Source organism: Allomuricauda sp. CAU 1633, from assembly GCF_017313225.1.
Classification (GTDB): Bacteria; Bacteroidota; Bacteroidia; order Flavobacteriales; family Flavobacteriaceae; genus Flagellimonas.
Genome location: NZ_JAFLNE010000002.1, coordinates 240,057 through 253,362 on the forward strand (window position 1 = coordinate 240,057; position 13,306 = coordinate 253,362).

Annotated in this window: 13 protein-coding genes; 4 read left to right on the forward strand and 9 right to left on the reverse strand. The window is 41.3% G+C overall.

Annotation, left to right across the window (positions count from 1 at the left end; translation table 11 throughout):
• The first annotated feature begins 77 nt into the window (after positions 1 to 77).
• Positions 78 to 356, forward strand: a complete 279-nt coding sequence (locus J0X14_RS05970; RefSeq protein WP_207096860.1) for a hypothetical protein — start codon at positions 78 to 80, stop codon at positions 354 to 356.
• Positions 357 to 363: 7 nt separating this feature from the next.
• Here the strand turns inward: J0X14_RS05970 and J0X14_RS05975 are convergent, their stop codons facing one another.
• From J0X14_RS05975 to J0X14_RS05990, 4 genes are all read right to left on the reverse strand, one after another.
• Entirely contained in the window at positions 364 to 1,509 is a 1,146-nt protein-coding gene (locus J0X14_RS05975) for an Sb-PDE family phosphodiesterase (protein WP_242527937.1), read from the reverse strand.
• Between the two features lie 76 nt (positions 1,510 to 1,585).
• Entirely contained in the window at positions 1,586 to 2,941 is a 1,356-nt protein-coding gene (gene creD, locus J0X14_RS05980) for a cell envelope integrity protein CreD (RefSeq protein WP_207096861.1), read from the reverse strand.
• Between the two features lie 50 nt (positions 2,942 to 2,991).
• Positions 2,992 to 3,288: a winged helix-turn-helix domain-containing protein gene (locus J0X14_RS05985; RefSeq protein ID WP_207096862.1), complete on the reverse strand. Its 297-nt coding sequence runs from the start codon at positions 3,286 to 3,288 to the stop codon at positions 2,992 to 2,994.
• A 1-nt stretch (position 3,289) separates the two neighbouring features.
• Entirely contained in the window at positions 3,290 to 3,898 is a 609-nt protein-coding gene (locus tag J0X14_RS05990; protein WP_207096863.1) for a hypothetical protein, read from the reverse strand.
• An 87-nt stretch (positions 3,899 to 3,985) separates the two neighbouring features.
• Here J0X14_RS05990 and J0X14_RS05995 point away from each other — a divergent pair, with 87 nt between their 5' ends.
• A complete protein-coding gene (locus J0X14_RS05995) occupies positions 3,986 to 4,354 on the forward strand; it encodes a DUF1801 domain-containing protein (protein ID WP_207096864.1) in 369 nt (122 codons plus the stop codon).
• Here the strand turns inward: J0X14_RS05995 and J0X14_RS06000 are convergent.
• From J0X14_RS06000 to kdsA, 5 genes are all read right to left on the reverse strand, one after another.
• The gene (locus J0X14_RS06000) at positions 4,351 to 5,919 is read right to left on the reverse strand and encodes a PepSY-associated TM helix domain-containing protein (RefSeq protein ID WP_207096865.1); all 1,569 of its coding nucleotides are present in this window, start codon (positions 5,917 to 5,919) and stop codon (positions 4,351 to 4,353) included. The two genes, J0X14_RS05995 and J0X14_RS06000, sit on opposite strands and share 4 nt — an antisense overlap.
• 4 nt (positions 5,920 to 5,923) lie before the next feature.
• The gene (locus J0X14_RS06005; protein ID WP_207096866.1) at positions 5,924 to 6,223 is read right to left on the reverse strand and encodes a hypothetical protein; all 300 of its coding nucleotides are present in this window, start codon (positions 6,221 to 6,223) and stop codon (positions 5,924 to 5,926) included.
• A 351-nt stretch (positions 6,224 to 6,574) separates the two neighbouring features.
• Positions 6,575 to 7,291 carry a DUF4198 domain-containing protein gene (locus J0X14_RS06010; protein ID WP_207096867.1) on the reverse strand — a complete coding sequence of 239 codons (717 nt, stop codon included), beginning with the start codon at positions 7,289 to 7,291 and terminating at the stop codon, positions 6,575 to 6,577.
• Between the two features lie 56 nt (positions 7,292 to 7,347).
• Positions 7,348 to 9,669 (reverse strand): TonB-dependent siderophore receptor, encoded by a 2,322-nt coding sequence (locus J0X14_RS06015; RefSeq protein ID WP_207096868.1) that lies wholly within the window; start codon positions 9,667 to 9,669, stop codon positions 7,348 to 7,350.
• 164 nt (positions 9,670 to 9,833) lie between these two features.
• The gene (gene kdsA, locus J0X14_RS06020; RefSeq protein ID WP_207096869.1) at positions 9,834 to 10,652 is read right to left on the reverse strand and encodes a 3-deoxy-8-phosphooctulonate synthase; all 819 of its coding nucleotides are present in this window, start codon (positions 10,650 to 10,652) and stop codon (positions 9,834 to 9,836) included.
• Between the two features lie 70 nt (positions 10,653 to 10,722).
• Between kdsA and J0X14_RS06025 the strand changes: the two genes are divergently transcribed.
• Together J0X14_RS06025 and typA are read left to right on the forward strand one after the other, a co-directional pair.
• Positions 10,723 to 11,280 (forward strand): DUF3575 domain-containing protein, encoded by a 558-nt coding sequence (locus J0X14_RS06025; RefSeq protein ID WP_207096870.1) that lies wholly within the window; start codon positions 10,723 to 10,725, stop codon positions 11,278 to 11,280.
• 97 nt (positions 11,281 to 11,377) lie between these two features.
• On the forward strand, positions 11,378 to 13,177 hold the full coding sequence (gene typA, locus J0X14_RS06030; protein WP_207096871.1) for a translational GTPase TypA: 1,800 nt from the start codon (positions 11,378 to 11,380) through the stop codon (positions 13,175 to 13,177).
• Positions 13,178 to 13,306 lie beyond the last annotated feature (129 nt).

Consider the following 13,306-nt stretch of genomic DNA (forward strand, 5'->3'; position numbering starts at 1 on the left):
GATTTGATCGATGTGGATAACTTAAATGTTATCAATTGGTTATTTTTAGTATATTGTTCGTCCTATTCTTGTTGCACGTGAAATTCAATTGGGTAATTTCTGGAGAAAATGATCAGGCCGTCAAAAAGGCCTGTATTGATATGGAGTATCGATTGCGGCCAAAAATCACCAAGTTTCTGCTTAAAAAATTGGATGGTGATTTTAGCGGCGATTTTTCCAACTTTCATTTTGATGTTGATGTAAAAAACCATTGGGTCTGGATTTCCAAGAAAACCCCGCAACGTTTTATAGAAAAAATCAAGGCCGATTTTGACCAAGAAATCAACGGTGGGTCAACGCTGTTCTCCGTGGCCTAGAACTCCCCTATTTTATTTTAACTTCCCAGGTTACCGTTGGATGTTGTTTTGGTGCAACATAAGCACCCAATGCCTTAAGGGTTAGATTGACTGATTTTAACGGTTCCAAAGTTTTAATTTGAAGTGTCTTTGTGCTTTCGGCAGGAACCGTAAAAACGGGAGAACTGGAATAGAAGGTGTAGGGCATCTGGTTCTCAAATATCAAATCACTGCTGGATACGTTTTTCAAGGTCACTTTTAAAATGGAGGTTTTATCGATGTATAAAGCTTCCTCAACCACAATGCAGGCCTTGAGCAAGGGCAACAAATTTTCCTCTTTTCCCACCAAAAGTGAATTAAAAACGGCGACAGTTTTTCCAGCGAACAAGGCTTCTTTCAGTGATGATTCTGTTTTTTCCTTTGCAAACACCAATGTAATGGGCCTGTCATGCCCTTTTTCAACATAATCCCAATCAATAAGGCCATGAATGTCGCTGGTTCCCAAGATGGTGAGGTTGTTTTCCAAGGCAATGGCCAAGGATTCTTCGGCATAATCTCCTGTATTGATGACCTCAATACCATGTAACTCTCCATTTTTGATACGTTCTTTTTGAAAATCACTTAAAACAGGAGTCCCTTTGGGTGATTGGGCATACCATGCAGGGTGGTTCCAAAAGATAAATCCACCTTGTTTTTTGGCTTCAGCAAAAACGGGTTCGGCCTTTTCATTCAAAAGCTTGTTGGCATCCTGAATAAAAACGGCATTGTTGTGACCCATGGGAGCACCTCTTGTAATTTCAGAACCATGGACAATCAAAAGGTCATGATCTTTAGCTTCCGCCAAGGCAAGATTAAAGGAACGGTTTCTGTCTGGGTGTGGGATATCTGAAGCATGGGGTTGATATTCCAAATGTTCTGTAAGTGAAATCACATCCAAATTATCCCTCAAGGCCTCCATAACTCGAATTGTTGGCCATACATTTCCATCCGAGAAAACAGTATGCTGGTGCAAATCAGTCTTTAAGGTTTTGTAACCAGGAATATCAGGGAAGGTAATGACCCTGGAACTGGTATGGGAATGCTCTTGGGCAAAAATCAAGCTTGAGACGAAAAGCAAAAGGAGAAACGGTTGGAATTTCATGGTTGTGGTTTTTTCAAATGTATGAAATGCCATCAAATCGTTTGATTAAGAAATGGTAAACAATAAAAGAAGATACTGCACTGAATGAGTCAGAGCAGTATTTCAGCGCTTAGTTATCTTGCAGACCAGACCAATCAATTTTTCTTGAGGTAAACATAATGGTGGATAGGATGACAAAAAGGCCAATGCTCCCTACCAAAAGGGCATAATCTTCGAGTTGAATAATCACAAAAATGAAGGAATACAATCCTAACATGGAACCCAAAATCAACAAGGTGAATTTGGGGTTTTTCAATATGGACCTTGAGTAAACGGTTATCAATGAGACTACGGAAATACCTGAAACAAGATAGGCGAACAGGTAATTTTTATGTTCGGAGATTGAAATCAACAGGGTATAAAACAACACCAAGGCCAGCCCGATCATAAGGTATTGAAATGGGTGAATGGCAATTTTACTGCTGATTTGGATTAGCAGAAATACTAAAAGTGTCAACCCAATGATCATAAAACCATATTTGCTGGTACGTTCCGTTTTTTGGTAATCGTCCACAGGAACCAAGAATTCGGTTCCAAACGCAAACTCAGAAAGATCGGGAAGTTGGTCAAAAAATACTTGGCCAAATCTTCTGTTGGTTTCCAAGACCTTCCATTTTGCCGTAAATCCTTGGTCTGTAATTTCCTTTCCTTCGGTATCGGGGAGATAGTTTCCATTAAAACTGGGGGAGTGCCAATTGGATTGCATGAAAACCAAAGTTTCTTTGCCAATGGGAATGAACTGCAGTGTATTGCTCCCATTAATGGTAATGTTCGATTGAAAATCCATGGAATTTTTCTGAATTCCGTCAAGGTTTTCGATAAAACCGGACTCCAAGGTATTCATGAAATTGTTGTCAAATTTTGGATTGAGCACATAGTCTTGCCCACCGAGTTTAACCTTTACGGTATTTCGGATGCCCTTTAGGTTGCTCACTTGAAACAAAACCGTGGCCTTTTTCCATAAAATATCTTCATCCGCTACTTCCTTTTCTGATAAATCTGGGGCTACAAATTCACCTTTAATATTGGATTCAGAGTTGAAAACAACCGATTCATAAATCCCCCTTTCTAAAGATTGTGTGGTAGCCTTAGATTGAATGTCTAATGTTTTGGGAAAGAAATAGGCATCTCGGCGAACGGCCTTTTTTGCTTTCAGATACGTATTGGTTTCTTCGTTGAAAATGGTCTCTTCATGATATTCGTGATAGGGAATCTTGAGTATGGGGCCATTTATGATGACCGAACCACCCCATTTAGAGTTGATTTCTTGAACCACTTCATATTGTCTTGACTCTCGCTCCCGAATTAAATCCTTGATGAATGCCAGAGGGATCAATAGGATAAGGATTAAAAACCCGACCGTAATCATTTTTACTGAGATGGAATTCCGTAGCCAGTTTCCGAATTTTTGTTTTTGTATTGACATGATATTTAATTTTAAAGTACTTTGAATTTCAAAGTGAATTGATAAAAAAATTATTCCTGGGATTTAATAAGATGCTCCAGGGCATCGATATGTTTTTTGAAAGCTTGTTTTCCGCTTTGGGTGATCACATACTTTGTATTTGGTTTTTTTCCAATGAACGACTTTTGAATGGTAATGTATTTGGCTTTTTCCAAGGTTTTGGAATGGCTGGACAGATTTCCATCGGTAACATCCAGTAGCTCCTTAAGTTGGTTAAAGTCAACCTCCTCATTCACCATAAGAATGGACATAATGCCCAAACGTATTCGATGGTCGAACAACTTGTTTATGTTATCAATGAGCCCCATGTTATGCTTTCCTTTCCTTCAAATGCATCATACTTCCGTAAATGATGTGCAAAATACCGAAACCTACTACCCAAAACCAAAATCCATATCCTGGAAAAGCGGCACAAATGAGTCCCAATATAATTTGGGCGTATCCAAGATATTTTACATTTCCGATGGTATATTTTGAGGCATTGACCAACGCTAAGCCATAAAAAATCAGCATTAAGGATGCGGTGAGACCGTAGTGTTGGCTTGTTAGTTTAATTAGGATATAGATGCCCCCGGTGACAAGCGGTACAAAAAAATTCACCAAAAGCCGTTTTGTGGTCTCGTCCCAAACTTTCTCTTCGTTTTTTTTCGCTTTTCGTGTAGTGAGCATATAGGCCGTAACAAAGCTCAGTACTGCCACAGCAATAAGGATAGCAACTAAAATTTTAAAGTTCCAGCTATGCAAGGTGATATACGCATTGGGTTCTGGGCGTAGAAAAAAATATGCGACACTGGCACCCACTATGGCATATACTCCAGCTAAAATCCCAGAAAGACCACTAAGAGAAATAAAGCGCGATGAACGATTCATCAAATCTTTGATTTGGGAAATATCGTCCAAGTATTTTTTTGAATCCATTTTAAAGTACTTTGAAATTCAAAGTTAAATTATTTTTTGAATCAACCTAACTTTTTTTGAGCAAATGGATTTATTTTAGGGCTACCTATGAATCCAGCCGAAGAGTACATCTTACATCAGAACGAACCTTTCAGGAGCATTTTGTTGCACCTAAGGGCTGTAATAGAAGCTGTTGTTCCTCATGTGGATATGAAGTATAAATGGGGCATCCCTTGTTTTTATGAGGGAAAACAGCCTATCTGCTATCTAAATGTTTCCCAAAAAAAGAAATATGTGGATATTGCCTTTTGGAGTTCAGCCCACTTGACTCTTCATTTGGATAAGATGACGACCGAGAATAGAAAGGTTGTCAAATCACTGCGTTACCGTACCTTGGAAGAAATTGACGATGCGGTGCTTGTAGATGTGTTAAAGGAAGCCTATTCCCTTCGGGATAAGGGGTTTTATAAGCATTAGCTTTTAGTCGGAGCGAACTCATTTCTGGATGAACTTAGTTTGAAGAAAGCGACCCAGAGTGAAACCATGCCCAAAATCACCCAAAGCAAATCTACCAAGAAAATCTGTTGTTGTCCGTTGGCATAGGCAACCCACATCCAATTTCCAGATGCAATACCATTTGCAATGGGAATCATAAGTCCCAAAATTCCACCAGAGATCAAGGTCCATTTGTTAGTAAAGGCAATATCCTTTTTAAGGATAAAGAATATGGTTGTCACCAACCAAATGGGGAAATAGGTTTGGTATAGGAAGCCCATGTTCACTTCTGGAGCAAACTTTACAATGATGAATTCCAAAGCGGTAACAGGAAGCAAGCTTAAACAAATGGCCATATACCAATTGGCCACTTGATAATTAAATTTTCTGCGTTTATCGGGGATATTCTTTTTGTCGCGGGCCACCAACCATATCATAATTCCGGATAGGATTACAAAACAAGAAATCAGTCCCAAAATAAAAGAGATAACCCGAAGGCCATACCCGGCATAATCGCCAAAATGTAGTCGGAACATCATATTCTTAACTCCATCCAAATACGAATTGTTGGTCATGGGCACTTTTTCTTCCACGATAGAGCCATCGGCCATTTTGTAAATGCGATGTCCCAGCCCGTTCAGTTTGGAGGAATATCCCAAATATCCGCTTATGGCCACGTGCATATTGGTATCTCCATAATTGAAGATATGGGCTTCGGTAACTCTAAAATCTGGCCAATCTTTTTTGGTCTCGGTAATCAAAGGATCAATGGCAATGGTTTTATCCAATTTTTCATACTGATAGGCATAGATCGGATGGTTGTATTCCAAATCTTCATATAACTTGTTCTGGTCGCCATCATATAAACCCAATACCAAGGGTGCCACTAAAATGCCTTTCAACAAAAAGAAGGCCCCGGTAACGGCATATACAAATTGAAAAGGAAACCCAATGACACCCAGAGCCGTGTGGGCATCGGTCCATATGGTCTTTAATTTGGCCCAAGGTCTAAATGTGTAAAAGTTGGAAACAATCTTGTCCCAATGCACCAAGATTCCTGTAATGATGGCAAAGAGAAAAAAGAAAGCTACAAATCCAGATAAATAGCGACCATAGGGGTAGGGGATTTGATCTAAAAAATGCAGTCTGTATAAAAACTCGCCCAAATGGTAGGAGTCTGCATAGGTTCCAGTAGTTTTCTCTTTGGTGTCCAAATAGAAAAAAGTACGCGTCTTGTCCTCTTCAGGAGCCAACGAGTCCATGGACGCGCCAAGGCTGATGTTTACCCTTTGCTCGTTGAAATAATGACTGATTTCAACATCTCTTCCATGTAGGTTATGGTTTTTGGAAATATCACTCAAATATTCATCCATGCTGCCCACTATCGCATCTTGTTGCGATGTTTGGTGGCCGCGTTGCCAATTGGCAATTTCATCCCTAAAAAATGAAAAAGAGCCAGTAAAAAATATCACATAAAGGGCTACGCTGATGACAATGCCACTTACGGTGTGGGTATGGAACAGGATGTTGTAGAAACGATTTCCCATAAGGTCAAATGATTGGGTTGGTTTGGTTACCGAAATAGAAAATAACCCCCAGTACCACCGATGCCAAAAGATAGATGCCCCACATCTTCCAGCCATTTTTCCCCAAAAAGGCTACTACCATTAATATGGCCCAAAGGATAAAGGCAGAAAATGTGCTGGTAATGATCACTGCTACGTGGTTGAACCAAGTGGCCAAAGCCATATGGAACATAACTGCAACCATTAATCCACCCAAAATGGCAGCACTTATTTTGGCAAAACGTTGCCAAGGTGATGGAGTGAGGTATTTTTTGTTAGCAGGCATACGGCTAAAACATAAAGATTTCGTAAATCAGAAAAAGGGCGAGTACTGTACCAACAGATGTAAAGGATAGTAATCGCAAAGGGGCCAATAAGACAACCAAACTGGCTACGGTCATAAGGAGGATGAAAAAGGTAAATACCCCTGAACCTAATCCCCATAACCAAATACTAAGCCCTAATGAAATTATCAAAAGGGCCAAGCCAAGGTATTGTGATGTAGAGCGATGGTCAGCTACCCATTTTTCAAAACCCATGACCCCAACGTCAGCCATCTTTTTTGAAGTGCTATACAAGAGGTAAAAAGCGATGAAAACCAAAAGTGAGATTAGGGTGACCATAATTTTTCTCCGTATTATTTAATGCAATAGGTGGCGCAATGCCAGATAAATTGATAATCTTCCCCGTTGTAGGTGCCCGGCACCTCTTCTTTTGTAGTGGTTTCTACAATGTATTTGGTATCCCAAGGCAGGGCAAAGGACACTTCGCCGTTTTCATCGGTATGCAAGGTTTTGGACCAAAGGTCTGCCACATATACTTGAAGTTCGTTTTCGGCCAAAGGTTTCCCTTTATAGAGCACTTGAAGCTTTACATCGCCATTGTTATTTGCCAATTGTTTTACCACTATCCCTTCTGGGTTGGCGACTTGGGTATCGCCATCAGTATTTCCAACTTGTACCTTTGCTGTGGAGTGGTAATGTGTTTTAAAAATGCCAAAATCGTATTGGGTGTAATCAATCACATCAATTTCATTGTTGTTCATTACAACCGTATAGATTCCATTTTTTTCGGGAGTGAAGTAGGCCAAATAATGGTCTTCTTTTGCAGTGGTTTTAAGTTCGGTCTTTGTGCCATCAGGAGCAATGACCCAAAGTTTAAATTTGGATACAGAAGGAAAAGCTTCGCCATCCACTTTTTCAATAACACCGTAGGTGTATTCACCAAAATGCACTTTTACTTCGTGTTGTTGTCCCAATTTTCCATTTCCATTGGTTTCCAACCACAAATAATGGGCGTTTGCTGAGATAGCTCCCAACAAAATGAGCGCTAAGGATAAAAGTTTTGTTTTCATGGTCATTTAATTTGAAAAGGCCCAAAAGATAGACTCTGGGCCTGGGTTATTGTTTTTTAAAATGAATAACTTACTGTTAATCTTCCATTGATTCCCGGCTCGGATTGCCAGTACAGATAGCTGCCATAATTGGCACCGGCATATAGGTATTCGTCCAAAATATTGTTGATATTCACCTGTACCCTGAACTTCTGGTTCTGCCAAGATAGGGCCCCATCCATTCTAAAGTAGTTGGGCAAATCTGATTGATCATCAGCGGCCCATGCCCACGTAGAGCGATCCGCTTGGTATTGATACCCCAACGAGACGCCAAAACCGTTTAAGGAAGAAGCTTCTGCAAAGCTATAGTTGAGCCATCCATTGGTCACGTGTTTTGAGTGGCCAGCCACAAGATTTCCTGATTTATCTTCCACATTGGTATTGGCATAGTTCAGGATAATATTCAATTCTGGGGTAATCTGTCCCTGTGCATCAAACTCAATTCCTTTGGATTCAATCTCTCCAGAGTACACAGAAAAGTTTTCGGTTGGGAATGCAGGGTCACCTACCAAGATTTTGTTCTTGTTAATTTTGTACACACCCAGTGATGCTCTCAACCTTCCATTGAACAAATTGGTCTTGATACCTCCTTCAATATCTTTTCCTTCAACGGGGTCATTGAGCATTTCACCAGAGCTGCTTATGCCGCTTTGGGGTAAAAAGGATTGGTCGTACAGTGCATAGGCGGTCAAAGCAGGAAGAACATCCACGCTTAACCCAACCCGTGGGGTTATCTCATCATCAGTTTCGGTTTTTCCCAAGGTGTACAGGTTGGTGTACCTGCCGGCCAAGGTCAATCTAATATGATTGTCCATAAAACCTATTTCATCCTGAACATAATAAGCTCTTACGGTATTGGCCCCATAAGGGTCGCCACCATTTCTGTACTGAACAGGAACAGAACGGTCAAAATTGGTTGCAGGGCTAACACCGTACACAGGATTAAATATATTGAACGGTGCGGTGGTATCCACTACGGAAGACTCAAACCAATCGGCCCAATACTTTTTATCGCTATAATCAAACCCTCCCATTACTTTGTGGGAAACATTGCCAGTGTTAAAAGCACCATGAATATATATTTGGGCATATTTTCCAAGGGAAAGGGCATCCCATTTTGAAGTATACCGAATGGCATCCCCATTTTCCTCGATACCTACCAACCAGGTGGAATTACCCACTTGGTCGTAGCGCAAATAGGCTAGTTGACCTTCTACACTCCAGTTATCCGAAAACTCGTGCTTTAGGTTGGTAAAGAAAGTCACTTCTTGGATATCGGTTACAGGATAATCGTTATTGGTGAACTTGAAATTTCTGTCCAAGCTTGCATATCCTGCACTTGCCGGAGCAAACATATAGGCTGAACCAATATATGATTCCGCTTGTTGTAAGTTCATCTCGGTGGTTATCGATGTTTTATCGGAGAACTTATAGGTTAGTGATGGTGCTATTCCATAACGAGTAACATCCTCATTGCCTCTATGGCTATCCGTGGTCTGGTACATAAGGTTGATTCGCCCTAAAAGCTTACCATTTTCTGATAGTTTTCCACCGACATCAACAGTACCTCTGTAAAAATCAAAACTACCGGCTGAAAAAGATGCATTAGCGATGAACTGTTCTGTGGGTTTTTTGGTGACCACATTGTAGAAACCGCCAGGCTCTCCGGCAGACATCATAAATCCTGCGGGACCTTTTACAAACTCTATACGCTCCACAGTGTTCATGTCTTCTGAAAGTGGCCCCCAGCTATCCTGAACGTTTACACCATTTCTGAAAGCGGGCAAACGGAAGCCTCGCATATTAATACGGGCAAAGTGGCCCCAGTGTTCCAACATGGTGACCCCACTAACATTACGGATTACACCATCCATAATACTGGTGGCCTGTTGGTCTTGAAGAAGTTCCGAACTGATCACCTGTACATTCTGTGGCAGTTCTACCAGTTTGGTTTTTAAGCGTAAGGATGTAGACGGCTCGTTTTCTACGTATTTGTTTTGATGCCCTTCAACAACCACTTCGTTTAATTGTTCCTGTCGTTCAGCAAGTGCAACAGTTGATACTGTTGTAGTCTGATTGGCAGTTACATTTGCTGAAACCGTTTGGGTCTCATATCCAATCATGGAAAAAGTAAGGGTATAAGAACCAGGCGCCAAATCCTGGATTTGGTAGTTGCCCGAATTATCTGTGGTAGTACCCAAACTGGTATGGGAAATGGCAATATTTACATTGGATAATGGATAGTTTCTTTGGTCAGTCACCTTTCCGCTTAGGTTTCCGGTTTGAGCCTGTGCACCGTAAAAGATGATCAAGCTGAGGATGAGTAATATGTTCTCCATTTTGTTATTTGTAATTGGTCTAAATAAATTTCGATGCAAATGTATGTTCCAACACTTATTCTTCCAAAGAATATTTAGACTAATTATAAATAAAACGAAAAATTATTTTTAATTGTTTGATTTTCAGCTAAATGAAAATAAAATTGTATGTTAAGAAAAGAAATCTAAAGGGAGTTGATGGTCTTTCGGATGGCGGTTAAATCTGTCAATAATTTCTCCAACAAACTTAAATCCAACATGTTGGCGCCATCACTTTTGGCATTGGCCGGGTCAAAATGAGTCTCCATAAAAAGTCCATCAACACCTGCGGCGATTCCCGCTCGTGCCATGGTTCCGATTAATGCGGGACGACCTCCAGTAACCCCAGAAGATTGATTGGGCTGTTGAAGGGAATGGGTAACATCCAGAACCACAGGGGCGTATTGTTTCATGGTCGGGATGCCTCGAAAGTCCACAATCATGTCTTGATAACCAAACATGGTGCCTCTATCGGTAATGATAGCTTGTTCGTTGCCGGTTTCAGTGACTTTGGTCACGGCATGCTTCATACTTTCGGGACTCATGAACTGTCCTTTCTTCAAGTTGACGACCTTTCCCGTTTCGGCTGCAGCTACCACTAAATCCGTTTGTCGGACCAAAAAAGCAGGAATTTGAAGTACATCTACATATTCTGCTGCCATAACGGCATCAGAAATTTCATGAATATCTGTAATGGTAGGAACTTTGAAAGTTTCCGAAACTTTCCTCAATATTTTCAACGCTTTTTCATCACCAATTCCCGTGAAAGAATCAATACGACTACGGTTAGCCTTCTTAAAACTTCCCTTGAAAACATAAGGAATCTGAAGCTTGTCCGTAATGGAAACCACTTTTTCCGCAATCTGCATGGCCATTTCCTCGCCTTCAATGGCACAAGGGCCGGCCAAAAGGAAGAAATTGTTGCTTTCAGTATGTTTTATTTGGGGAATGGCTTCTAGTCGCATCAGCATTAATTTTCCACAAAAATACTATTTTGATGATCTATATGTTATACTAGTACCAAATTAACCTACAATGCGCCGTTTTCTTTTCATTGGCTTGCTGTTCCACTGCCTCGGGATTACTGCCCAGTATGGCAAAAACTGTGAGATTCGTCAAATGAAGCTCAACCTGTTCAGCCCTGGGTTGGAGTACGAGATGGGCGTTGGGGTTAACAGTACCTTGGATATTCGAGTGGCTTGGCAACCCGCTTTAGAGCCCGCGAGTTCGGAACCTTATAATAATTTGGATTTCTTTCCCGCTATTACGACCCAATATCGCTATTATCACAACTTTAATGGCCGTTACCACCGAAGACGTTCCATTTATGGAAATTCAGGGAACTACATTGCACCATCCGCAGCCCTTTTTTCACCGGGAGACCGCGTTGTGGACGGTAATTTGGTGGAGGGTGTGCATGGCTATGGAGGTCTGGTCTATGGTATTCAACGGAGCTATAATTCGGGTTTAAGTTTTTCCATTGATGCCGGTGCTGGATACTACGTGGGACCGTTTAAAGGAGCCATTCTTCCCGTAGTGAACATCAGTTTGGGCTGGATCATTAGCGAAAAACGATGGTGCGTGGGGCTCTAGGTTTTGAAACCCCTCAAAATCAATAAGATAAAAATAACATTTCCTTGTGTGTGCGAGAAGAAAATAGCAGTATCTTTGCGGGCTTAAAAATCAGGTTATGTCCAAGATTAAAAACATTGCTATCATTGCCCACGTTGACCATGGCAAGACCACCTTGGTTGATAAAATCATGTACCACTGCCAGTTGTTCCGCGATAACGAGAATAAGGGCGATTTAATTTTGGACAACAACGACCTGGAACGGGAGCGGGGAATCACCATTGTTTCCAAGAACGTTTCTGTGGTCTATAAAGACACCAAGATCAATATCATTGATACTCCTGGGCACGCCGATTTCGGTGGAGAAGTAGAGCGTGTGCTCAACATGGCCGATGGGGTGTTGTTGTTGGTGGATGCTTTTGAAGGACCCATGCCACAGACTCGTTTTGTATTGCAAAAAGCCATCGATTTGGGGTTAAAACCTTGTGTGGTCATCAATAAAGTGGACAAGGAAAACTGTACTCCCGAAGAAGTGCACGAAAAAGTGTTCGATTTGATGTTTGAGCTGGGTGCTGAAGAATGGCAGTTGGATTTCCCAACCGTTTATGGTTCTGCCAAGCAGAATTGGATGAGTGAGGATTGGCAAAAACCAACTGACAACATCGAACCCCTTTTGGATATGGTATTGGAACATGTTCCTGAGTTTAAACCAGAACAAGGTTCTACCCAAATGTTGATCACTTCTTTGGACTTTTCTTCGTTTACAGGTCGAATCGCGATAGGTCGTTTGCAACGGGGAACGCTGAAGGAAGGACAACCCATTTCGTTGGTAAAAAGGGACGGAAGAGTGGTAAAATCCCGAATCAAGGAACTCTTCACTTTTGAAGGATTGGGCCGAATTAAGGTTCAGGAAGTTAGAACCGGCGATATTTGCGCTATTGTAGGTGTTGAAGGTTTTGAGATTGGCGATACTGTTGCGGATTTTGAAAATCCTGAAAAATTGAAGACCATCGCTATCGATGAGCCCACCATGAGCATGTTGTTTACCATTAACGACAGCCCATTTTTTGGGAAAGATGGAAAATTTGTGACCTCAAGGCACATTAAAGAGCGTTTGGAGAAAGAGTTGGAAAAGAACTTGGCCCTTCGGGTTCAGCCTACGGACAGTGCGGATAAATTCATGGTCTTTGGACGTGGGGTATTGCACCTTTCCGTTTTGATTGAAACCATGCGCCGTGAAGGATACGAACTTCAAATTGGTCAGCCTCAGGTAATCATAAAGGAAATTGATGGGGTTAAATGTGAACCTGTGGAGCATCTCACCATCGATTTGCCCGAAGAAGTTTCTGGAAAAGCTGTGGAAATGGTGTCTATCCGAAAAGGGGAAATGACCAGTATGGAGGCAAAAGGTTCCCGAATGATCTGTGAATTTATCATTCCATCACGTGGAATCATCGGCTTGCGAAACCAATTGTTGACCGCAACCGCTGGTGAGGCCATCATGGCACACCGCTTTTTTGAATATCAACCTTTGAAAGGAGAAATTGCACAACGACAGAATGGTTCTTTGGTATCCATGGAAAATGGAACAGCAATTCCGTATTCCATTGACAAATTGCAGGAACGCGGTAAGTTTTTTATCGACCCAGGAGAGGATATTTATGAGGGACAGGTGATTGGTGAAAACTCGAGAGGAGACGATATGACTGTGAACGTGACCAAGACCAAAAAACTATCCAATGTTCGTTCTTCAGGTGCTGATGAAAAGGCCAAGATTGTACCGGCCATCAAATTTTCTTTGGAAGAAGCCTTGGAATACATCCAAAAGGATGAGTACGTAGAGGTAACGCCAAATCACCTAAGACTTCGCAAAATTTACTTGAAGGAAGTAGATCGGAAAAGAAACAAGATAGACTAGTCTAGTTGTTATTTCGAACGGATGTGAGAAATCTATTTTAAGGAGGGATTTCTCAATCGCTACGCTCATGTCGAAATGACAAGTTTTAGTCTTGTTTCCTGATTCTTGAACTTGAACTTGACACGAATT

Bases quoted from the DNA above. Each gene is read 5' to 3' on its own strand.
- J0X14_RS06005 (WP_207096866.1), bottom strand. From the start codon at position 6,223: ATGCCTGCTAACAAAAAATACCTCACTCCATCACCTTGGCAACGTTTT.
- typA (WP_207096871.1), top strand. From the start codon at position 11,378: ATGTCCAAGATTAAAAACATTGCTATCATTGCCCACGTTGACCATGGC.
- J0X14_RS05985 (WP_207096862.1), bottom strand. From the start codon at position 3,288: ATGGGGCTCATTGATAACATAAACAAGTTGTTCGACCATCGAATACGT.
- J0X14_RS06010 (WP_207096867.1), bottom strand. From the start codon at position 7,291: ATGAAAACAAAACTTTTATCCTTAGCGCTCATTTTGTTGGGAGCTATC.
- J0X14_RS05975 (WP_242527937.1), bottom strand. From the start codon at position 1,509: ATGGCATTTCATACATTTGAAAAAACCACAACCATGAAATTCCAACCG.
- J0X14_RS06015 (WP_207096868.1), bottom strand. From the start codon at position 9,669: ATGGAGAACATATTACTCATCCTCAGCTTGATCATCTTTTACGGTGCA.
- J0X14_RS06000 (WP_207096865.1), bottom strand. From the start codon at position 5,919: ATGGGAAATCGTTTCTACAACATCCTGTTCCATACCCACACCGTAAGT.
- J0X14_RS06025 (WP_207096870.1), top strand. From the start codon at position 10,723: ATGCGCCGTTTTCTTTTCATTGGCTTGCTGTTCCACTGCCTCGGGATT.
- creD (WP_207096861.1), bottom strand. From the start codon at position 2,941: ATGTCAATACAAAAACAAAAATTCGGAAACTGGCTACGGAATTCCATC.
- J0X14_RS05995 (WP_207096864.1), top strand. From the start codon at position 3,986: ATGAATCCAGCCGAAGAGTACATCTTACATCAGAACGAACCTTTCAGG.
- kdsA (WP_207096869.1), bottom strand. From the start codon at position 10,652: ATGCGACTAGAAGCCATTCCCCAAATAAAACATACTGAAAGCAACAAT.
- J0X14_RS05990 (WP_207096863.1), bottom strand. From the start codon at position 3,898: ATGGATTCAAAAAAATACTTGGACGATATTTCCCAAATCAAAGATTTG.